Origin of the sequence: Rhodoplanes sp. P11 (assembly GCF_964266735.1) — a bacterium.
GTDB lineage: Bacteria > Pseudomonadota > Alphaproteobacteria > Rhizobiales > Xanthobacteraceae > Rhodoplanes > Rhodoplanes serenus.
In genome coordinates this window covers 212106-232370 of record NZ_CAXWGY010000021.1, presented here as the reverse complement: position 1 = coordinate 232370, position 20265 = coordinate 212106, and the positions used below count along the sequence as shown (strand labels likewise).

General features: G+C 71.1%; 16 protein-coding genes. 7 read left to right on the top strand and 9 right to left on the bottom strand.

Annotated elements, in window-relative coordinates; translation table 11 throughout:
- Window positions 1–28: 28 nt before the first annotated feature.
- The 5 genes from ACFQUV_RS23885 to ACFQUV_RS23865 all read right to left on the bottom strand — a co-directional run bounded on the left by ACFQUV_RS23885 (window position 29) and on the right by ACFQUV_RS23865 (window position 8262).
- Complete coding sequence (locus tag ACFQUV_RS23885; protein ID WP_129611625.1) at window positions 29–3430, bottom strand: acyl-[ACP]--phospholipid O-acyltransferase; 3402 nt, start codon at window positions 3428–3430, stop codon at window positions 29–31.
- 966 nt (window positions 3431–4396) lie between these two features.
- Window positions 4397–4651, bottom strand: coding sequence for a hypothetical protein (locus ACFQUV_RS23880; RefSeq protein WP_165363847.1), 255 nt, complete (start codon window positions 4649–4651; stop codon window positions 4397–4399).
- 335 nt (window positions 4652–4986) lie between these two features.
- Window positions 4987–6408 carry a TIGR03808 family TAT-translocated repetitive protein gene (locus tag ACFQUV_RS23875; RefSeq protein WP_129608668.1) on the bottom strand — a complete coding sequence of 474 codons (1422 nt, stop codon included), beginning with the start codon at window positions 6406–6408 and terminating at the stop codon, window positions 4987–4989.
- Between the two features lie 74 nt (window positions 6409–6482).
- Complete coding sequence (locus ACFQUV_RS23870; protein WP_129608667.1) at window positions 6483–7580, bottom strand: NADH:flavin oxidoreductase/NADH oxidase; 1098 nt, start codon at window positions 7578–7580, stop codon at window positions 6483–6485.
- Between the two features lie 115 nt (window positions 7581–7695).
- The gene (locus ACFQUV_RS23865) at window positions 7696–8262 is read right to left on the bottom strand and encodes an EF-hand domain-containing protein (protein WP_165363846.1); all 567 of its coding nucleotides are present in this window, start codon (window positions 8260–8262) and stop codon (window positions 7696–7698) included.
- A 190-nt stretch (window positions 8263–8452) separates the two neighbouring features.
- On the opposite strand from ACFQUV_RS23865, the gene ACFQUV_RS23860 reads away from it, so the two are divergent.
- The 3 genes from ACFQUV_RS23860 (at window position 8453) to ACFQUV_RS23850 (ending at window position 10331) form a co-directional block, all read left to right on the top strand.
- Window positions 8453–9043: a hypothetical protein gene (locus ACFQUV_RS23860; protein ID WP_165363845.1), complete on the top strand. Its 591-nt coding sequence runs from the start codon at window positions 8453–8455 to the stop codon at window positions 9041–9043.
- A 59-nt stretch (window positions 9044–9102) separates the two neighbouring features.
- Complete coding sequence (locus ACFQUV_RS23855) at window positions 9103–9822, top strand: SDR family NAD(P)-dependent oxidoreductase (RefSeq protein ID WP_129608664.1); 720 nt, start codon at window positions 9103–9105, stop codon at window positions 9820–9822.
- 227 nt (window positions 9823–10049) lie between these two features.
- Window positions 10050–10331 (top strand): hypothetical protein, encoded by a 282-nt coding sequence (locus ACFQUV_RS23850; RefSeq protein WP_111384329.1) that lies wholly within the window; start codon window positions 10050–10052, stop codon window positions 10329–10331.
- Window positions 10332–10595: 264 nt separating this feature from the next.
- Here ACFQUV_RS23850 and ACFQUV_RS23845 read toward each other — a convergent pair whose 3' ends face one another.
- The 4 genes from ACFQUV_RS23845 to ACFQUV_RS23830 all read right to left on the bottom strand — a co-directional run bounded on the left by ACFQUV_RS23845 (window position 10596) and on the right by ACFQUV_RS23830 (window position 15886).
- A complete protein-coding gene (locus ACFQUV_RS23845; RefSeq protein WP_129608663.1) occupies window positions 10596–11318 on the bottom strand; it encodes an MgtC/SapB family protein in 723 nt (240 codons plus the stop codon).
- 90 nt (window positions 11319–11408) lie between these two features.
- Window positions 11409–12719 carry a carboxylate-amine ligase gene (locus ACFQUV_RS23840; RefSeq protein ID WP_129608662.1) on the bottom strand — a complete coding sequence of 437 codons (1311 nt, stop codon included), beginning with the start codon at window positions 12717–12719 and terminating at the stop codon, window positions 11409–11411.
- A 240-nt stretch (window positions 12720–12959) separates the two neighbouring features.
- Entirely contained in the window at window positions 12960–14864 is a 1905-nt protein-coding gene (treZ, locus tag ACFQUV_RS23835; RefSeq protein WP_129608661.1) for a malto-oligosyltrehalose trehalohydrolase, read from the bottom strand.
- Window positions 14865–14926: 62 nt separating this feature from the next.
- Window positions 14927–15886, bottom strand: a complete 960-nt coding sequence (locus tag ACFQUV_RS23830) for a LysR family transcriptional regulator (RefSeq protein WP_129608660.1) — start codon at window positions 15884–15886, stop codon at window positions 14927–14929.
- Window positions 15887–15985: 99 nt separating this feature from the next.
- Between ACFQUV_RS23830 and ACFQUV_RS23825 the strand changes: the two genes are divergently transcribed.
- The 4 genes from ACFQUV_RS23825 (at window position 15986) to ACFQUV_RS23810 (ending at window position 20217) form a co-directional block, all read left to right on the top strand.
- Entirely contained in the window at window positions 15986–17473 is a 1488-nt protein-coding gene (locus ACFQUV_RS23825; RefSeq protein ID WP_129608659.1) for a form I ribulose bisphosphate carboxylase large subunit, read from the top strand.
- A 148-nt stretch (window positions 17474–17621) separates the two neighbouring features.
- On the top strand, window positions 17622–18011 hold the full coding sequence (locus tag ACFQUV_RS23820) for a ribulose bisphosphate carboxylase small subunit (RefSeq protein ID WP_129608658.1): 390 nt from the start codon (window positions 17622–17624) through the stop codon (window positions 18009–18011).
- Window positions 18012–18173: 162 nt separating this feature from the next.
- On the top strand, window positions 18174–19103 hold the full coding sequence (gene cbbX, locus ACFQUV_RS23815; RefSeq protein ID WP_129608657.1) for a CbbX protein: 930 nt from the start codon (window positions 18174–18176) through the stop codon (window positions 19101–19103).
- 67 nt (window positions 19104–19170) lie between these two features.
- Window positions 19171–20217 (top strand): class 1 fructose-bisphosphatase, encoded by a 1047-nt coding sequence (locus ACFQUV_RS23810; RefSeq protein WP_371851698.1) that lies wholly within the window; start codon window positions 19171–19173, stop codon window positions 20215–20217.
- Window positions 20218–20265 lie beyond the last annotated feature (48 nt).

The window sequence follows — 20265 nt, the reverse complement described above, 5'->3', positions numbered from 1 at the left end:
CCGCCGTCGTCCGGCCCGGCCGGAGGAGCTATGCCGCGCCCTCGAGCTTGTAGCGCTCGCGCACGAGCTGGCCGACCGCCAGGTTGTCGACCTTGCCGGAGCCGAGCAGCGGCAGCTTCTCGACCACCACGAACTCGGCCGGGATCAGCATCTCGGACAGGCCGCGCGAGCGCACGAAAGCCGCGAAGTCGGAACGGCCGGCGTCGCGCTGCGTCGTCACCATGATCAGCCGCTCGCCCTTGCGGGCGTCCGGAATGGTGGCGACCGCGTGCATGGCATCCGGCCACAGGTCGAAGGCGAGCGTCTCGGTCGCCGCCAGCGAGATCATCTCGCCGCCCACCTTGGCGAACCGCTTGGCCCGGCCCTTGATGAAGATGAAGCCGTCGGCATCGATGGTGACGATGTCGCCGGTGTCGTGCCAGCCTTCCGGCGGCCGCTCGATCACGCCCGGATTTTCCACCCGCATGTAGCCGATCATGACGTTGGGGCCGCGGATGAACAGCCGCCCGCCCTCGCTGACGCCGGGAACCGGATCGAGCCGCGCCTCCATGCCGGGGAACAGACGGCCGACCGAGCCGAACCTGTTGAACATCGGGGTGTTGAGCGCGATGGCGGGCGCCGCCTCGGTGACCCCGTAGCCCTCCAGCACGCGCAGCCCGAACTTCTCGTTGTAGGTGCGCCGGGTGGAGTCCTTCACTGGCTCGGCGCCCGCCATCACGTAGCGCAGCGAGCGCAGGTCGTAGGCATTGGCGGTGCGGGCATAGCCGTTGAGGAAGGTGTCGGTGCCGAACAGCACGGTGGCGTTGGTGGCGTAGATCAGCTCCGGCACCAGCCGGTAGTGCAGCGGCGACGGATACATGTAGATCGTCACGCCGTGCACCATCGGCAGGATGAAGCCGATCGTCAGGCCGAAGGCGTGGAACACCGGCAGCACGTTGAAGACCTTGTCGCCATAGCCGAAGTCGACCACCGCCTTGGCCTGGGCGGCATTCGCCAGGATGTTGCTGTGGGCCAGCACGACACCCTTCGGCACGCCCTCCGAGCCGGAGGTGAACAGCACGGCCGCCGGATCGGTGGGGGCACGCGGCACCAGCGGCTTGCGGAATTCCAGCAGGCCGCGGATCTTGTCGCGCTTGGTCACGGTCTGGCGGACGTCCTCCAGGTAGACGATGCGATAGTCGGGCGCCAGCGCCGCGATCAGGTTGTCCAGCCGCCCCTTCTCGACAAAGGCCCGCGACGTCACCACCGTGGTCAGCTTGGCGGCCTTGCAGGCGGCCCGCACATTGGTCGGGCCGGCCGAGAAGTTGAGCATCGCCGGCACCCGGCCGGCCCACATCAGGCCGATCAGCGTGACGGCCACGCCGTTCGAGTTCGGCAGCAGCACCCCGATGGTCTCGCCGACCTCGGCGAGCGGCGCCAGCTTGCGGCCGAGCACGGCGGCGCCGATCAGCATCTTGCGATAGGTGAGGGAGCCCGACACCGGGTCCTGGAGCGCGATGCGGTTCATCCCGTGGGTGTCGCCGGCCTTGATCATGGCCTGCGGGATGGTGCTGTCCAAAGGCTGAGTGCGGTAGATCAGGTCCGACATCACCCGGTAGAGCGCGGCGCCGGCGGCGACGCGCCGCTTCTTGCCGCGCAGCTCGGGATCGACCGTGATGCGCACCGGCTCCAGGATCTCGAGCGAGATCTTGGGGAACAGGCGGCGGCGCACCTGATGGCTCTTGAGCCGCGAGAACGGCGTCTGCTCCAGCCCCTTGATGCGCACCGGCAGCACCATGGCGCCGGACTTGTCGGCGATCAGCCCGGCGCCGTCGTAGATCTTCATCAGGCTGCCGGTGACGGTGATGCGGCCCTCCGGGAAGATGATCAGGCTCTCGCCGTCCTGCACGGCGCGGATGAGCTGGCGGGTGCCCCACGGGTTGGTCGGGTCGATCGGCATCGCCCGGGTGAAGCGCAGGAACGGCTTCACCCACCAGCGCTCGGCGATGTGGCAGTCGATGGCGAAGACCGGGTCCTTGGGCAGGATCGACAGCGCGAACGGCGCATCCAGGAAGCTCACATGGTTGAGCGCCATGATGGCGTTCGGCCCGGCCTTCTCGACGTTCTCGAGGCCGCGCACCTCGGCGCGAAAGATGGCGCGCGCCACGGTGGAGAGGAAGTCGCGCACCGGGTTGGTCGGCAGCGTCTTGAAGATCACCCAGCCGACCACCAGGTTGGCGAGCCCGAGCAGCATGAACAGCACGGCCGGCGTCAGGCCGGCGAGCTGGAGCACCGCGACGAACAGGCCGGCCGCCACCATGAAGGCGGCGTTGAGCACGTTGTTGGCGGCGATCACCCGGGCGCGGTGGTCGGGGCCGGCCCAGGCCTGCATGGCCGAGAAGGCCGGCACGATGAACAGGCCGCCGGCGACCGCCATGCCGAACAGGTCGAAGCCGACATGCAGGCCGCGGGCGGAGCCGAGCACCTCGGAGATGCCGCGGCCCGTTACCGGGCTGGCGACGCCCGACATCCACCAGCCGAGATCGATGCAGAGAATGCCGAGCAGGCCGGCGCCGAGCACGGTGGGCAGCAGCACGATGCGGCCGGAGGCGAGCCAGGCGGCGAGCGCCGAGCCGGCCGCGATGCCGATCGAGAACACCGCGAGATAGAGGGTGATCACCTCCTCGGCGGCGCCGAGCGTCGACTTGATCAGCGGCGGCATCAGCGACAGCGCGATGGCGCCGGTGAGCCAGAACCAGCTCACCACCAGGGCCGACCACCACAGGCGGCGGTCGGCCTTCAGCTCGCCGAGGAGGCGCGCGGTCGAGCGCACGATGTTGGGATCGAGGCGCAGGTTCGGGGCGCCCTGGCCGGTCCGCGGGATCAGCAGGGCCGAGAGCCAGCACAAGAGCGCCACCACCATCATCAGCCCCGCGAAGGAGGCCGGGTCGCCGCCGTCCTTGGCGGCGAGGCCGCCCACGATGGTGCCGAGCAGGATGGCCAGGAAGGTCGCGCCCTCGACCAGCGCGTTGCCGGCGGGCAGCTCCGACTGCTGGAGATGGTCGGGCAGGATGCCGTACTTGATGGGGCCGAACAGCGCCGCGATGACCCCGATCAGGAACAGCGCCACGAACAGCAGCGCAATCGAGTGCAGCCAGAAGCCGAGCACCGCGAACAGCGCCACCGGGATCTCGATCAGCTTGAGCCAGCGCGCCACGATCGCCTTGTCGTAGCGGTCGGCGATCTCGCCGCCGATCGACGACAGCAGGAAGAACGGCAGGATCAGGGTGGCGCCCGCCAGCGTGATCAGCGCCTCGGAGCCCGAGCCAGTCATCCGGTAGAGGATCAGGAAGACGAGCGAGTTCTTCAGGAAGTTGTCGTTGAAGGCGCTGAAGAACTGGCACCAGAACAGGGGCGCGAACCGTCGGGAGGTCATCAGGTGCGAGAACATCGGCCGTCCTGGTCTGATGCGGGGTCGGGTGCGGCCGCCGGTCGATCGGACACGGCGGCCGGGCTGGAACGGTCAGGAGTTAGCCGGGTTTCTCGGTGTTCGGCAATATGGCGGCCGACTTGCCGACAGGCGGATTCGGTCGGTCCGGCGGTGGGCAGTGGGCCGACGAGCGGGAGCGGCACGTGGGGTGATTGTCTCGCACACCGTAACCGGGGTGCCATGGTGCACGGCCGGCACGCCCGGCGCGTGGGCTCGGGGGATGACGCCTTGCGGGCGCGCCCCGATGGCGGGTGCCCACCATCGTGCCCACTGCACCCACCGCCTGCGGCGCCAGGCGGCGCATGCGGCCGCCGTGCGGCCGCCGTGCGGCGATGATGCGTGGCCACGATCGAGGCGGGAATGCGGGAGACGAGATCGGGCGGGACCAGATCGGGCGGGACCAGATCGGGCGGGACGAGGTCGGACGGCAGGAGATCGCGCGGAACCAGATGGGGCGGGACCAGATCGCGCGGCACGAGATCGGGCGACAAGAGATCGGGCGGAACCAGATCGCGCGGTCGGGACACCGCGGACGAGAGCGGGCGCCTCGTGTCCGGCGGGAGGTGGGCTCCGCGGAGCGAAGCTTTCCCCGCGAGCCAACTCTCCGCGACGCGAAGCTCTCCGCGACGCGAAGCTCTCCGCGACGCAAAGCTCTCCGTCGCGACCAAGACCTTCGCCGGCAATACTCTCCGTCAGGCAAAGCCTTCCCCCGCGAGGAAAGCTCGCCGCCACGACCGGAGCCGTCCGCCGCACGCGATCATCCGCCCAGCGGAGCTTTCCGCCGAGCGACGTCTTCCGCTGTGTGCGGTCTTCCGCCGTGTGCGGTCTTCCGCCGAAGACTGTGCGGTCTCCGCCGAAAGACAAGATCCAGCGAGCCGCAATCCGCGCCGGCCGACGACCAGCCTGGCACGCCAGGCTCGGGGGTGGTCAGGCCGCCGCGGCGCGGTGGAGCTCGCCCATTCCGGACTTGAACTTCACCCAGGTGCTGAACCCGGTTCCGCACGCCTCGCAGGTCCACAGGTGGCGGACGACCCGATCCGCGACGTGATGAGATTCGTCCGGAGCCACCAGCAGGTACGCACAGCGCGGACAGTGCTGGCGGCCATACGGGCTGACTCCGGTTTCCCTCTCCAACCTGCGAGACTCACGCACACCAGACTCACGCACACCGTCGTTCATCATGGCCTTCCTCCCTTCACCGCCAGTCGGGGCGCAGGTGCGGGTGAAGGCGCCGCCGCGGAAGCGAGCTTCCGGGTCGGTGCACGTTCGGTCTCGCGCGCCGCATTTGCGACGCCGAGACCCCCCGCAGATGTGCCTGTTTTTCGGAAGACTGCCGGCCGAGGCGATATCGACCGCAGCTTGGACTTTAGTCTAACAGACACACCGGGGATTGTGCCAGCGATAATTCAACGCCGAACGCGGAATCTTGTCCCGCAACGCTACAGCGCAGTTTTCTCAATTATATTTTGGCCCGGTAGCGGGCCCGTGTGTTGCCGGACGACAGCCGCCGCGGTGTCTCAAGAGATCTTATTTCCACTTATCGAGAGATGCGGATAGCGCTCGGCGCCGCCGGTGGCGAGGTCGCCCGTCACCGGAGTCTTGTGATCGAGACCCACGATGGCGCCGCGCAGGCTGCCGGTGATCACGTTGCCGCCGATCAGCGTGCTGCGGGCGCCCGGCACCACCGTGACGCCGATGCCCATGCCGCAGTCGCGCACCACATTGCCGGTCACCGCGACGTCGCGCAGATAGCGGCCCCAGCCGATCTGGATGCCGACCGCGGTCGCGCGCTCCACCACGTTGCCGGTCGCCGCCGTGTCGGCCTCCACATACATGCCGCCGCCGAGCAGGAACTCGGGATCGGGATTGGACTCGCGCGGCGTCAGGTTGCGCAGGATGTTGCCCTGCACCACGGCGACGCGCCCGCCGGTGGCGAAGTTGGCGATCGAGATGCCGGTCTGGGCGCCGTCGACGATGTTGTTGGCGACCACCGCGGCCTCGAACTCGAATTCGGAGTAGAGCGCCGTCTCGCCCACCTCGGTCACCGTGTTGCCGACGATCTGGAGGTTGGAGGCGGAGTTGCCGCGCACCCCCGAGAACGTGCAGTCGGCAATGCGGTTGCCGCGCACGATCACACCGTTGGCACGGTAGATGTTGATGGCGTTGCCATACTGGCCGGTGCCGCCGGAGCGGTTGCGCACCCCGGTGATGCGGTTGTCGGTGACGAGCGTGCCGTCCTCGCCGGGCTCGAAGCGCAGCACCTGGATGCCGTTGTCGCCGGCGCGGTCGATCACGTTGCGGGTGATGATCATGCCACGCGCATTGCGGGTCACCAGCGCCACGGTGGCGGTGCCGGTGATGCGGGTGTCGGCGATGCTGCCCGCCGTCGCGTAGGCGTAGAGGCCGAGACCGCCGGAGTCGGCGATGGTGCAGCCGGTCACCGTGAGCTGCTCCACCGTCTCGCAGTGGAGGAGGGCGCGCCCGGCCGGCAGGGACCGGCCGCCGCCGTCGAGCACCAGCCCGTCGAGCGAGACGCGGCGCAGATTGCCGGCCGAGAGCAGCGACGGCCCGCCGGTGAAGACGAGGCGGCAGGCGCCCGGCGCGCCCACCAGGCGGGCACCGTCGGGCAGCCGGACATGGCCGATCCGGTAGACGCCCGGCGGCAGCGCCAGCGGGGCGCCCGCCGCGGCGGCGCGATCGAGGGCACGTTGCAGAGCCGCGGTCTGGTCGTCGGGGCTGCCGGGCCGCAGGCCGAGGGCGCCGGCATCGAGGCCGTAGGCGGAGACGAGGTCGGCGGCGGCGCGGCGCGGCTGCGTTGCCGCCGGAGCGGCGACCGTCAGGCCGGCGAGGGACGCCAGCCCGGTGGCGAGCAGGCGACGGCGGGTCGCAGCGGTCGCATGGTCCGGGGTGGAGCCGGTGGGGGTGCCGTCATGGTCCATGCAGGCACGATAGCGGTGTCCGGCACGGCTGTCCTCGTCGGGCCGGCCCGTCGGGATGGGGCAACCTGTGCGGCTCAGGCGCCGCGTCCCGCCGGGGCCCACAGTCCCGGGCCGGCGCGCAGATATTGCGGCGGTCGCCGCACCTCGGCGCCGAGCGCGCGGGCGGCGTGCCAGCCCCAGTGCGGATCGTCCAGCATGGCGCGGGCGAGCGCCACCATGTCGGCCTGCCCGTCGGCCACGATGGCATCGGCCTGCTTCGGATCGACGATCAGCCCGACCGCCCGGGTGACGAGGCCGGTGGCGTGGCGCACCGCCTCGGCCAGCGGCACGTTGTAGCCCGGTGTCGTCGGGTTGCGGGCCGTTGCGGTGAGCCCGCCCGAGGAGACGTCGACATAGTCGTAGCCGGTGTCCTTCAGGGCGCGGGCGAACACGATCGCCTCCTGGGCGTCGATGCCGTCGTCCAGCCAGTCGCTGCCGGTGATGCGGGCGCCGAGCGCCACCGTGCGCGGTACCGCGGCGCGCACCGCCTGGGCGACCGCGAGCGGAAAGCGCATGCGGTTCTCGCGCGAGCCGCCATAGGCATCGCGGCGCTGATTGGAGACGGCCGACAGGAAGGAGTGAATGAGATAGCCGTGGGCGGCGTGCAGCTCGATGGCGTCGAAGCCGATGCGCACCGCGCGGGTCGCCGCCTGGGCGAAGGCCGCGATCACCCGCTCCATGTCGGCCTCCGTCATCTCGCGCGGGGTGTGCCAGCCGTCGCCGAACGGCAGCGCCGACGCCGCCTCGGTGGGCCACGGGTCCTGATCCGCGGCGAGCGCGCGGCCGCCCTCCCACGGACGCTGCGACGACGCCTTGCGGCCCGCATGGGCGAGCTGCACGCCGAGCCGGGCGGTGCCGATGCGCCGGCAATGGGCGACCACGCGGGCGAGGGCGTCCTCGCACGCATCGGAGTAGAGACCGAGGCAGCCATGGGTGATGCGACCCCGCCGCTCCACATGGGTGGCCTCGACCACCACCAGGCCGGCGCCGGAGTTCGCCAGCATGCCGAGATGTGTCAGGTGCCAGTCGGAGGCGCAGCCGTCGTGGCCGCTGTACTGGCACATGGGCGCCACCGCGATGCGGTTGTCGAAGGTCGTGCCGGCGATCTCGATGGGAGTGAACAGGGCGCTCATGGGACGTGTCTCGTCGGAGGGGTGGGCCGCAGAGGACGCGGGGACCGAGCGATGCCGGCCCCGTATCGCAGAGGTGCCGCCGGCCGGCAACCGACAGGGGTGCAGAGCTCCCCGCTCAGAACCGCACGGCGCCGCCGACGCCGCCCCCCGGCGTGAACGACGGCCGCATGCCGCCGTCGCCCTTGCCCTGCATCTCCTCGGCCGTCACCCGGCAGTCGCCATTGCGGTCGAAGCGGGCGAACAGCGGGCTCTTGCGCTCGACGAACTCGGCACGGGCGACGCGGCCGTCGCGGTTGTCGTCGAAATAGCCGAGCTCGGCGCGGCCGAGCGCCGGGTCGGAGCGGCGCAGCGCCTCGAACTCGCCGGCGTCGAGCTGGCCGTCGCGATTGCGATCGGCCGCCGCGAACAGCCGGCCGGCATACTGCTTCCACTCCTCGCAGGTGAACACGCCGTCGCGGTTGGCATCCCAGGCCGGCGCCGACTGGCGCACTGGGTCCTCGCCCGGACGGGTCTGGGTCCGCGGGTCGGCGGGCGAGCGCTCGAACACGCCGGGCAGCCCGGTGTCGCCGCGGCTGTCGCCGGGGCGGGCGCCGCTGCCCGACTGGGCCATGGTGAGCGTCGTCGCGGCGAGCAGGAGGAGCAGCGGCAGCGTGAGCGTGTGGCGTGACATGGGACGTGACATGGGACCCCCTCGACGGCCCCAGACGCACCGGCAAGACGGCAGCAGTGGGGCGGTGCCGGGGCCGCGCCGGCCTACTGCTCCGCGGGCTTGCGGGTCTTTCCCAGCTTGACAAGGACGCCGCCCACAGCGCGAGGATCGGCGGCCCGCCGGCCTGTCGGTGTCCGCCGGCGCGGCGACATGGGACGACCAGATGATCCGCTTGGTGTCGTTTTTCTTCACAGTGAGTGCGACCGCATTGGGCGGCGCGTTGGTGGCCATTCAGGGCCTCATGCTGGTGCGTGGGGACGGCGGCAACGTCCTGGTGCTGGCGGCCGCGGCGCTCGCCCTCGCGGTCGGCCTCTACGGCCTCGCCGCCGACATTCGCCGCAGCCGTGCCGCCGCGCAGGCGGCCCGCGAGGGGCGTCCGGAGAAGCCGTGGGCGCCGCCCCGGGGAACCCCGAAGCGTGACGCCGTCACGTCGCGTGCCGCGTCGTCGTCGCCGGCGCCTTCCGCCGCGCCGCTCGCATTGGCGACGAGCGAGGGCGGGGCGCCGATCGCCGACATCCTGGCGGCCGAGCGGGCCCGGGCCGACGCCTATTGGCGTGACGGGGTCGCCCGGCTGCGCGCCGAGGCGGCCGAGCATGGGGCCGGCGACGGCGCCGTGGTGCTGCTCGACGTCGCCACCCGCAGCCTCGCCGACACGCTCGGGCCTCGTCAGGTCGCCCGCATCCTGAGCGACGCGGCGGCTCGCTACGCGGCCGAGGCGGAGCGGGCGCCGACGCGCGACGCCGGCGCGGCCTGAGAGCCGGGACGACGCGGCGGGCCGCACCCGCCTGCGCGCCATCGCCGGAGAGGAGGGCCATGATCGCCTTTGATTTCTCCGGCCGCCGGGCCGTGATCACCGGCGGGTCACGCGGCCTCGGGCGGGGCGTCGCCGAGCGGCTGCGCGACGCCGGCGCCGCCGTCACGGTGTGGGATCTCGATCCGGTGCCGCTCGCCGGCATCGCGTCCCACGCGGTCGACGTGACCCGGGCCGACCAGATCGCCGCGGCCGTCGCCGAGGCCGCCGCCGGCGGCGGCATCGACATCCTGGTGACGGCGGCCGGCTACGCCGGCAGCCGCCAGCCCATGGAGGCGGTGGCCGAGGCGGAGTGGCGGACGGTGCTCGATGTCACCCTCACGGGCGTGTTCCAGGTCTGCCGCCAGGTGGTGCCGCTGATGCGGCAGGCCGGGCGCGGCCGCATCGTCACCGTGGCGTCGCTCGCCGCCAAGGAGGGCAAGGCCGGGCTCGCCGCCTATGCGGCCGCCACCGCCGGCATCGTCGCCTTCACCAAGTCGCTCGGCCGTGAGCTGGCCGAGACGGACATTCGCGTCAACTGCGTGACGCCGGCCGCCATCGACACCGAGTTCCTCCGTGTGCTGCCGCCGGCCGCGATCGCGGCCGTGGCGGCCCGCAGCCCGATGAAGCGGCTCGGCACCGTGGCGGAATTCGCCGAGCTGGTCGCGTGGCTGTGCTCCGACGCCTGCTCCTACAGCACCGGCGCGGTGTTCGACGTCTCCGGCGGGCAGGCGACCGCCTGAGCCCCATGCCAGCCTCGCCGGGCGCGCTCAAAAAGCCCCCCGGGGCGTGGAACTCGCATCGGTCTCGCCGGTTGTATCGTGAGCCGGTTGGGTCGTGAGGGGGGGCACGCCGTCGTCCACCGCTGCCGAGCCGGCGCGAGCCCACTCTGGATCAGTCGCCACGACCGTGTGACCGGCGCTCCGTCGCCCCACCGAAGCCGCGGCTGGTTCGCCTCTGGGAGGTGGACATGAAGACGACCCTGACCCTGCTGTTCGCGATCGCCGGCATCGGTGCGGCGAGCGCCGAGAGCCTCGACGTCCGCCAGCTCATCGAGCAGCGCTGGATGACGACGGTGCCGGTGGCCACCGAAACGTGGAGCTGTGCCCAGGCGGATGCCGCCACCATCAAGGCCGCCTTCGAGGGCGCCGGTGCGATCGATCTCAGCGAGGTGCTGAACGACGATCCGCGCCCGGTGATCGCCCGCGGCCCGATCGACGCCGACATGCCGGTGATGGCGGCTGGGCAGTAAGCCGGCCCGAGGTCGTGGTCCGCGCCACCGTCCTGACGCCGCAACCCGGGTGGGAGCGCAGCGACACCCGGGACGCGGCACCGGGAGCGCATCCTTCGCCCGTTCCCGTGTTTGTTCCCCGTGTTTTCCTCTTGTTTGCCGCGCCCCCCGTGGCGGAGCGGTCGACGGTCTCGTCGGCCGCTCCTTCGCGCGGCTCTTGGCGCGGGCCTTGAGCCTCGGAGCGGCACAGGTTCGCTTGTCTGTTTCCGGGTGATGAGTTCGCCGTCAGTCGGCCGTGCGCATCGCCCACGAGGCGTGGTCGACGCCGGGCAGTGCCTCGACTGAGGCGATCACCGCATCGAGATCGGCCGAGCGCGCCGACGAGCCGGCGAGCGTCACGGCCAGCTCCAGCATGTCTTCCGCTTGCTCCTGCACGCTGGTCTGGCGCACCGCATAGGCCTTCGCCTCGAGCTGATCGAGCAGGGCGGAGCGCACCTCCGGCAGATCGTCGGGCGTCACCGTCACGCGGATGTCGTAGGTGGCCTCGGTGGTCGCCTCGTCCAGCGGCTGGCGGTTGATCACGTCGACCAGCGGCCGCAGGGCCGTGTTGGCGCCGAGCACGAACACCGCGATCACCACCGCCTCGACGATCAGGTCGGCGCCGGCCGCGCCGCCCGTCGCCGCCGCGCCCCACAGGGTCGCCGCGGTATTGAGGCCGCGGATGTTCAGCCCCTCCTTCATGATCACGCCGGCGCCGAGAAAGCCGACGCCCGACACCACATAGGCGAGCACATGGGATGCCGCGGCGTTGCCGCCGAGCCGCATGCCGATGTCCACGAAGGCGGCGGCGCCGACCGCCACCAGCGCGGCGGTGCGCAGCCCGGCGGTGCGCTGCCGCCACTGGCGCTCGGCCCCGATGGCGGTGCCGAGCACGAAGGCGGTCGCCAAGCTCACGATGGTGTTGACGAACTGCGGCGGGTCGAAGTTCGACAGGGCGGCGAAGCTCATGGGCGGTCCTGAAGCGCCCCGGCGAGGGGCGTTGCTCCAGGTTCTATCCGTCTATCCAGATTCGGCAACGCGGCCGCGGATGCGCCGCCGTCAGGCCCAGTCCGGCCCGGCGATCGGCGGATCGGCGAGCGCCGGCGCGGTGACCGCCGGGCAGGGCGCCCCGGTGGGCACTCCTGCTCCCGCCGTTCGGCCCGAGTCCCGGGTCTCGCGGATCAGCCAGCGGATGACCGCGCGCAAGGCCTCGCGATGGCCGGCGGTCTCCTCGCTGCGCTCGTAGACGGCGAGCTGGGCGTCGGCCGAGGTGCCCTCGCTCGCGATGGTTCGGCAATGCGCCAGCTCGGCCGTGCAACCGAGCGCCTCGGCGTCCGCGGCGGTCTCGCGCAGCACCCGCTCCAGCACCGCGGCCATCGGCTCCGGCCCGTCGCGGGTCACGAAGCTCGCCTGCACGCCGTAGCGCTGCACCCGCCACAGATTCTCGGCCGCGAAGGCGGTGGCGAGCGTCGCGCTGTCGGCGTCGGCGGCCGGTGCGGTGCGATAGAGATGGCGGACCAGCACGCGATAGAGCGCCGCGATGGCGATCGCGTCGTCGAGCCGGGTGCAGCAGTCGGGGGCGCGCAGCTCGAGCGTCGGATGCGCCAGCGAGGGCCGCAGCATCCACCACAGATAGCTCGCGTCCGGAATGGCGCCGGCGCGCGTCATCGCCTCGACATAGACGCGGTATTCGGCGTCGTCGGTGAAGCGGACCGGCAGGCCGGTGCGCGGCAGCTCCGCATAGGCGGCGAGCCGATAGCCCTTGAGCCCGGTGCGGCGGCCGCTCCAGAACGGCGACGAGGTGGACAGGCCGAGCAGCAGCGGCACGTAAGGAATCATGCGGCCCATCAGCTCGACGCGACGGCAGGGGTCGGGCACGGCCACATGCACATGCAACCCGCACATCAGATCGCGCTCGCCGATCATCTGGAGCTGATCCATCACGCGGTCGTAGCGTGGCCCCTCGGTCTGCTCGGCGTCGCGGCGCCAGTCGGCGGTCGGATGGGTGCCGGCGGCCACCGGGGCGAGCCCGTGCTCGGCCGCCGTCTCGGCGATGATCTCGCGCAGCTCCGCCAGCTCGCGGCGCGCCGTCGCGAGGTCGGAATGCACCCCGCTGACCACCTCGATCTGCCCTTGCAGGAACTCGCGCTTGGCGCGGCCGCCGGTGGCGGCGTCGGCTTGCCGGAACAGCGCGCACGGCACCCGGACCGGCAGCGCCAGGCTGCGTGCATCGGTGAGGAAGAACTCCTCCTCGAGGCCGACCGTGAAGGCGTCGCCCGGCGCCTCGATGCAGACCGGAGCCGCCAGCAGGTTGCGGTGGAGGGTCGGGAGGGCGCGGGCGCGCCGCGGCGTGCGCGAGGCTGTCGTCATCGGGGGTCCGTCGGTTCGGGGTCTCGGGCCGTTCCGCCGGCCGCGAACGCGGAGCCGGTGGAACGCGGATCAGGCCGTGAGGTGCGGACCCGGTGGGCGGATCATCAGCTCCGCAGTCCGCCGACAAGAACGTCCAGGCGGCCACGACCGAAGAGGAAAGCGTGGCCACAACCCCCCGAGCGGCCCATCGTTCCATCGCGGGCGCCCTCCCGCGGAAAAAACCGACAGGGCGGGCGAATGCTACCGCACGATGGCGTCGTAGAGGCTCCAGGCCACCGTCCAGGGGCCGAGCCCGGTGACCTGCACGGCGCCTTCGGTCCAGATCGGCCGGCCCGGCGCGGCGGCGACCCCGTCGAGCGGCTCCGCCGACAGGTTGGCCAGCAGCGACAGCCCTGCACCGTCGGCGAGACGCCAATCGACCCGCACGGCCTGATGGCCCAGCACGGCGTAGCGCCCGGCCGCGACCGCGTCGCGCAGGCGCGGCACGATCTCGCGATGCCGCACCGCCAGAAGATCGCGGTAGAAGGCGAGCCGCGCCGCGTGCGCGCCGTGCCGGGCGGCGCTCCAGTCGAGCTTGGCGCACTGGAACGTCTCCGGCACGGTCGGATCGGGAATGCGGGCGCGCGACGCCGGGTCCTGGAACTCCGGGAAGCGGGCGAACTCGGCGGCGCGGCCGTCGCGCACGGCGGCCGACAGCTCCGGGCCGAAGTCGCAGAAGAACGGGAAGGGCTGCGCCGCCGCCCATTCCTCGCCCATGAACAGCATCGGGATCTGCGGCAGCAGCAGATAGACGGCCGCGATCGCCCGCACCGCGGCCTCCGGCGCCACCGCGTCGAGGCGATCGCCGAAGGCGCGGTTGCCGATCTGGTCGTGGTTCTGGATGAAGCTCACGAAGGCGCTGCTCGGCAGGTCGGTCGCCGGCTCGCCGCGCGGCGAGCCGCGATACGGCATCGTCTCGCCCTGGAACACGAAACCTTCGGCAAGTGCCCGGCCGAGCTTTTCGGTGTCGGCGGCGTAATCGGCGTAATAGCCGCCGCTCTCGCCGGTGGCGGCGCAATGCAGCACATGATGGACATCGTCATTCCACTGCGCCGTGTAGAGCCGCGCCGTCCCGTCCGGATCGCGCGTCAGCAGGTGCGCCTCGTTCTCCTCGTTCTCCAGGATCAGGTGGATGTGCCGGTCGGGGGCGGCCTCGCGCACCGCGCGGGCGAGGGCGTGCAGGATGTGCTCGTCGCTATCGTCGAGGATCGAGTGGACGGCGTCGAGGCGCAGCCCGTCGAAGCGGAACTCGTCGATCCAGTAGACGGCGTTCTCGACCACCAGGGTGCGCACCATGTCGGCGCCCGCGGCGTCGAAGTTCACGGCGGCACCCCAGGGTGTGTGGTGATGGTCGGTGAACACCGGCGCGTAGGTGGGCAGGTAGTTCCCGTCCGGCCCGAAATGATTGTAGACGACGTCGAGCAGCACCATCACGCCGTGGCCGTGAGCGGCGTCGACGAGGGCCTTGAGGTCCTCGGGCCGGCCATAGCTGGAATCGGGGGCGAACGGCAGCACGCCGTCGTAGCCCCAGTTGCGGCGACCCGGGAAGTCGGCGATCGGCATCAGCTCGATGGCGGTGACGCCGAGCGCCACGAGATGATCGAGCTTGTCGATGGCGGCCCGAAAGGTGCCCTCGGCCGTGAAGGTGCCGACATGCAGCTCGTAGATGACCGCCTGGTGCCAGGGGCGGCCGCGCCAGTCGGCGTGCCGCCAGACATGGGAGCTCGGATCGATCACCTCGCTCGGCCCATGCACGTCGTCGGGCTGGAATCGCGATCCCGGGTCCGGCACCGCGAGGCCGTCCGGCAGCACGAAGCGATAGCGGCTGCCGACGCCGACGTCCGCCACCACGGCCTCGTGCCAGCCGTCCGGGCCGGGCGTCATGGCGATGCGGCGGCCACCGTCGGTCAGCTCGACGACGATCGGGTTCTGCTCGGGGGTCCATTTCGGTGCCCACAGGCGGAAGCGGGTGCCGGACGTCTCGATCACCGGGCCGAAGCGGGGCGCGCCACGGGGCGTGCCGCTGCCCGGATCACCGATGGAGGGTGCTGCCTGGCCGGCCTTGGTGCGGATGGTCTTGGGGGCGCAGAGAGATGTGAGCGACATGTCACCGAATCGCAAAAGTTGCCGACCGGCAACACCCGGCCGGCGTCATCGTTCCGCCGCGGCTAGACCGAGATCAGCGCAGCCGTGCCCGCGCGAGCCGGAGCAGTCCCGGGCGGCAAAGTCGGCAGGAAGGCGCCGCCCTCGGCGACCAGGAAGTCGCGCAGGCTGCGAGCCGCCGGCATCAGCCGGCGCGACGCCAGCCGCACCACGAACCAGGCCCGCTCGACCGGCAGCCCCTCGATGTCGAGCATCACCAGCCGGCCGTCGGCCAGCTCCGCCGCGATGGTGTGGGCCGAGATGAAGGCGAGGCCGAGGCCCGCCATCACGGCCTGCTTGATGGTCTCGTTGGAGCCGATCTCCATGCCGATGGTCGGTGCGATGCCGGCGCGGGCGAAGAACGATTCCATCAGGGTGCGGGTGCCGGAGCCGACCTCGCGCACCAGGACGGTCTCGCCGGCGATCGCCTGCGGCGACAGGCCGGCGCGGCCGGCGAGCGGGTGATCGGGCGGCGCGATCACCCCATGGGGATGCGGGCCGATGCGCTCGCTCTCGACGTCGCAGGTCTCCGGTGGTCGGCCCATGACGCAGACGTCGAACTGCCCGGCCTCGAACTGGGCCACGATGTCGCGCCGATTGCCGACCACCAGCTGGAGCTCGACCGCCGGAAATCGCCGCGCATAGGCGGCGAGCATGCGCGGCGCGAAATACTTGGCGGTGGACACCACCCCGACCGTGACCTTGCCGGCGCCCAGATCCTGGAGCGCCGCCAGCGCCTCGCGGCATTCGGTCAAGACCCCCTCGATCCGGCGGGCGGCGAGCAGCAGCTCGTGGCCGGCCGCCGTCGGCGTCAGCCCGCGGGCGTCGCGATCGAACAGCGGCAGGCCGACCTCCTGCTCGAGCTGGCGCATCTGCATGGTGACGGCCGGCGGCGTGATGTGGTTCGCCTCGGCGGCGGCCGTGAAGCTGCCGAGCCGGGCGGCGCTCTCCAGCAGGCGCAAGTGCTTCAGGGTGAGATTTCGCATCGGGTTCACTAAAAGTGAAAACAGCCTTCAGGACATTCAAATTTACTGATGCGAGGCGTGCGCGCAATGTCCGCGCGACCCACCGAGGAGCATTTTTCGATGACCAGCGTCTCGTCGCTCGCCCCGCCGCCCCCCGCCGCCACCGCCATCACGGACGTCAAGAAGCGCTACGCCGCCGGCGTGCTCAAATATGCGCAGATGGGCTACTGGGATGCCGACTACCAGCCCAAGGACACCGACGTGCTGGCGGTGTTCCGCATCACCCCGCAGGAGGGCGTCGATCCGATCGAGGCCGCGGCCGCGGTGGCGGGCGAAAGCTCGACGGCGACCTGGACGGTGGTGTGGACCGACCGGCTCACCGCCTGCGACAGCTATCGCGGCAAGGCGTACCGGGTCGAGCCGGTGCCGGGCCAGCCCGGGCAGTATTTCGCGTGGGTCGCCTACGACATCATCCTGTTCGAGGAAGGCTCGATCGCCAACCTGACCGCCTCGATCATCGGCAACGTGTTCTCGTTCAAGCCGCTCAAGGCGGCGCGCCTGGAAGACATGCGGCTGCCGCAGGCTTACGTGAAGACGTTCAAGGGTCCGCCGACCGGCATCGTGGTCGAGCGCGAGCGCCTGAACTGCTTCGGCCGGCCGCTGCTCGGCGCCACCGTGAAGCCGAAGCTCGGCCTCTCCGGCAAGAACTACGGCCGCGTCGTCTACGAGGCGCTGCGCGGCGGCCTCGACTTCACCAAGGACGACGAGAACATCAACTCGCAGCCCTTCATGCACTGGCGCGACCGCTTCCTCTACTGCATGGAGGCGGTGAACCAGGCGTCGGCCCGCACCGGCGAGGTCAAGGGCCACTATCTCAACATCACGGCCGGCACCATGGAGGAGATGTACCGGCGCGGCGAGCTCGCCAAGGAGCTCGGCTCGGTGATCGTCATGGTCGACCTCATCATCGGTTGGACGGCCATTCAGTCGATCTCCGAGTGGGCGCGGCAGAACGACATGATCCTGCACATGCACCGCGCCGGCCACGGCACCTACACGCGGCAGAAGACGCACGGGATCTCGTTCCGGGTGATCGCCAAGTGGCTGCGGCTCGCCGGCGTCGACCACCTGCATTGCGGCACCGCGGTCGGCAAGCTGGAGGGCGACCCGATGACGGTGCAGGGGTACTACAATGTCTGCCGCGAGCGCTTCAACGCGGTCGACCTGCCGCGCGGGCTGTTCTTCGAGCAGGACTGGGTCGACATCCGCCGCGTCATGCCGGTCGCCTCGGGCGGCATCCATGCGGGGCAGATGCACCAGCTCCTCAACCTGTTCGGCGACGACGTGGTGCTCCAGTTCGGCGGCGGCACCATCGGGCATCCGATGGGGATCGAGGCGGGCGCCGTCGCCAACCGCGTCGCCCTGGAGGCGATGGTGCTGGCCCGCAACGAGGGGCGGGACATCATGGCCGAGGGGCCGGAGATCCTCCGCGACGCCGCCAAGTGGTGCAAGCCGCTGGAAGCGGCGCTGCACACCTGGGGCTCGGTGACCTTCGACTACACCTCGACCGACACCTCGGACTTCGTGCCGACCGCCTCGGTGGCGTGAGGGCGTTGGTCCGGTCCGGCGTGCCGCGCCGGACCCGGACTCCAGAGGCGAGTACGGAATTATCGGCTGGATTCCTGGTTCGCGCCTGCGGCACGCCCCGGAATGACGCCGGAAAGACAGCGTCGCCGACGCGACAAGGAGACACCCGATGTCGAAGATCACCCAAGGGGCCTTCTCGTTCCTCCCCGACCTCACCGACCAGCAGATCGCCGCCCAGATCGAGTATGCTCTCGGGAACGGCTGGGCCGTGAGCCTGGAGTTCACCGACGACCCGCATCCGCGCAACACCTACTGGGACATGTGGGGCATCCCGATGTTCGATCTGCGCGACGCCGCCGGCGTGATGGGCGAGCTGAAGGCGTGTCGCGAAGCGCATCCGGACAGCTACATCCGCCTCTCGGCCTTCGACTCGACTCGCGGCTGGGAGACGGTGCGGCTCGCCTTCCTGGTGCATCGGCCCAAGCAGGAGGCGCGTTACCGGCTGGAGCGCAGCGAGGGCAACGGGCGCAGCCAGCGCTATTCGATGGTGCGGGCCTGAGCCTGCGGCTCCGACCGCCGACGCACCTCCCGCTCGTCCCCGCGACCGCGGGGACCCAGGGGCGGCACGGCTCGACGCTTCTGGATGCCCGCCTGCGCGGGCATGAGCGGAAATCGGGGCTGGGGCCTCGGACGACAGGATAGTGCAGGACAGGGTACGGCCATGACCATCGCCACGATCGAGACGGGGCAGGCGGTGCCGGTCGCGGATGCCACCGCGCCGCCGGACGAGGCGCGCGTCGACCTCAAGGCGCTGTACCGCGACACTCAGATCGACGCGGTGCTGGCCGAGCTGGACGCCGCGCTGATCGGGCTGAAGCCGGTGAAGCAGCGCATCCGCGAGATCGCCGCCTATCTCTTGGTCGACAAGGCACGCCGGCTGCACGGCCTGTCGTCGAGCCCGCCGACGCTGCACATGGCGTTCACCGGCAATCCGGGCACCGGCAAGACCACGGTGGCGCTGCGGATGGCGTCGATCCTCCATCGGCTCGGCTACGTGCGGAAGGGGCATCTCGTCTCGGTCACCCGCGACGACCTCGTCGGCCAGTACATCGGCCATACGGCGCCGAAGACCAAGGAGGTCCTCAAGCGCGCCATGGGCGGCGTCCTGTTCATCGACGAGGCGTACTATCTCTACCGCCCCGAGAACGAGAAGGACTACGGCCAGGAGGCCATCGAGATCCTGCTCCAGGTGATGGAGAACCAGCGCGATGACCTGGTGGTGATCCTGGCCGGCTACGGCGACCGCATGGAGACGTTCTTTTCGGCCAATCCGGGCTTCCGTTCGCGCATCACGCATCATATCGATTTCCCGGACTACGACGACGCCGAGCTGGTGGCGATCACCGAGGCGCTCGCCGCGGCCGAAGGCTATCGCTTCGACGAGACGGCGCGGGCGGCGCTGTGCGACTACGTGACGGCGCGCCGGCGCCGCCCGTCCTTCGCCAACGCACGCTCGATGCGCAACGCCTTCGACCGCGCCCGGCTGCGCCAGGCGATGCGGCTGTTCGAGGCCGATGCGCCGGTCGATCGCGACGCGCTGCGCACCATCACGGCGGCGGAGATCCGGGCGAGCCGCGTGTTCGGCGATTGAGCGCGGCCCGCGACACCAGACACCAGGCCGGCGGCCGCGAGGCGGCGGCCGGAGAGGGACGGGGAAGATCATGTCGGAGACACTCGACGAGTACCTTGGGCGGTGGGCCGGAACGGACCCTCTGCGCCAAGCGGTGCGGGCGACCGTGACGGCCCTGGCGAGCGGCACCGCGGCGATCGCGGCGCTAGTCGCCGACGGTCCGCTGGCGGGTGAGCTGGCGGCGAGCCGCGGCGTCGGCGCCGACGGCTGGGACGATCAGAAGGAGCTCGATGTCCGCGCCGACGAAATGCTGCTCGGCAGCCTCGCCGGCAAGCCGGTCGCCGCCTATGCGTCCGAGGAGGCCGAGCTGCCGGTGCCGGTGACGCCGGGCGCGCCGCTGATCGTCGCCATCGATCCGCTCGACGGCTCCTCCAACATCGACACCGACGTCACCATCGGCACCATCTTCTCGGTGCTGCCGGCCCCCGAGGGCGTCGACCCGGTTTCCGAGGCGGCGTACTTCCAGCCCGGCCGCGCCCAGCTCGCCGCCGGCTATGCGGTGTACGGCCCCCACACGGCGTTCGTGCTGAGCGTCGGCGAGGGCACCATGCATTTCGTGCTCGACCGCGCCGCCGGCACCTACCGGCTGGTCAAGGAGCGCGTGACGATCCCGACCGTCGCTCGCGAGTTCGCCATCAACATGTCGAACCACCGGCACTGGGACGACCGGCTGCGCCTCTACATCGACGATCTCTTGCAGGGCAAGGACGGGCCGCGCGAGGCCGACTACAACATGCGCTGGATCGCCTCGATGGTGGCGGAGGCGCATCGCATCATCATCCGCGGCGGCATCTACCTGTATCCGGCCGACACCCGCGCCGGCTACACGCAGGGGCGGCTGCGGCTCATCTACGAGGCGTTTCCGATCGCGCTGCTGATGGAGCAGTCGGGCGCGGCGGCCACCGACGGGCGCACCCCGATCCTGGATCTGGTTCCCGAGAGGCTGCACCAGCGGGTGCCGCTGATCTTCGGCTCGCGCGAGAAGGTCGAGCGTGTCTCCAACTATCTGACGGGACCCGGCGAGATCGCCGAGCGCGCGCCGCTGTTCGGCCGGCGCGGCCTGCTCACCGCCTGAGTGGTGGCCGCACAGGGAAGACGGTTCCGCATCCCACAGGTTCGTTTT

What these genes read in the sequence shown, in the direction of transcription:
- ACFQUV_RS23885 (WP_129611625.1), bottom strand. Translation starts at nt 3,430, where the DNA reads ATGTTCTCGCACCTGATGACCTCCCGACGGTTCGCGCCCCTGTTCTGG.
- ACFQUV_RS23840 (WP_129608662.1), bottom strand. Translation starts at nt 12,719, where the DNA reads ATGACGACAGCCTCGCGCACGCCGCGGCGCGCCCGCGCCCTCCCGACC.
- ACFQUV_RS23830 (WP_129608660.1), bottom strand. Translation starts at nt 15,886, where the DNA reads ATGCGAAATCTCACCCTGAAGCACTTGCGCCTGCTGGAGAGCGCCGCC.
- treZ (WP_129608661.1), bottom strand. Translation starts at nt 14,864, where the DNA reads ATGTCGCTCACATCTCTCTGCGCCCCCAAGACCATCCGCACCAAGGCC.
- ACFQUV_RS23845 (WP_129608663.1), bottom strand. Translation starts at nt 11,318, where the DNA reads ATGAGCTTCGCCGCCCTGTCGAACTTCGACCCGCCGCAGTTCGTCAAC.
- ACFQUV_RS23825 (WP_129608659.1), top strand. Translation starts at nt 15,986, where the DNA reads ATGACCAGCGTCTCGTCGCTCGCCCCGCCGCCCCCCGCCGCCACCGCC.
- ACFQUV_RS23865 (WP_165363846.1), bottom strand. Translation starts at nt 8,262, where the DNA reads ATGTCACGTCCCATGTCACGCCACACGCTCACGCTGCCGCTGCTCCTC.
- ACFQUV_RS23860 (WP_165363845.1), top strand. Translation starts at nt 8,453, where the DNA reads ATGATCCGCTTGGTGTCGTTTTTCTTCACAGTGAGTGCGACCGCATTG.
- ACFQUV_RS23820 (WP_129608658.1), top strand. Translation starts at nt 17,622, where the DNA reads ATGTCGAAGATCACCCAAGGGGCCTTCTCGTTCCTCCCCGACCTCACC.
- ACFQUV_RS23850 (WP_111384329.1), top strand. Translation starts at nt 10,050, where the DNA reads ATGAAGACGACCCTGACCCTGCTGTTCGCGATCGCCGGCATCGGTGCG.
- cbbX (WP_129608657.1), top strand. Translation starts at nt 18,174, where the DNA reads ATGACCATCGCCACGATCGAGACGGGGCAGGCGGTGCCGGTCGCGGAT.
- ACFQUV_RS23880 (WP_165363847.1), bottom strand. Translation starts at nt 4,651, where the DNA reads ATGATGAACGACGGTGTGCGTGAGTCTGGTGTGCGTGAGTCTCGCAGG.
- ACFQUV_RS23870 (WP_129608667.1), bottom strand. Translation starts at nt 7,580, where the DNA reads ATGAGCGCCCTGTTCACTCCCATCGAGATCGCCGGCACGACCTTCGAC.
- ACFQUV_RS23875 (WP_129608668.1), bottom strand. Translation starts at nt 6,408, where the DNA reads ATGGACCATGACGGCACCCCCACCGGCTCCACCCCGGACCATGCGACC.
- ACFQUV_RS23855 (WP_129608664.1), top strand. Translation starts at nt 9,103, where the DNA reads ATGATCGCCTTTGATTTCTCCGGCCGCCGGGCCGTGATCACCGGCGGG.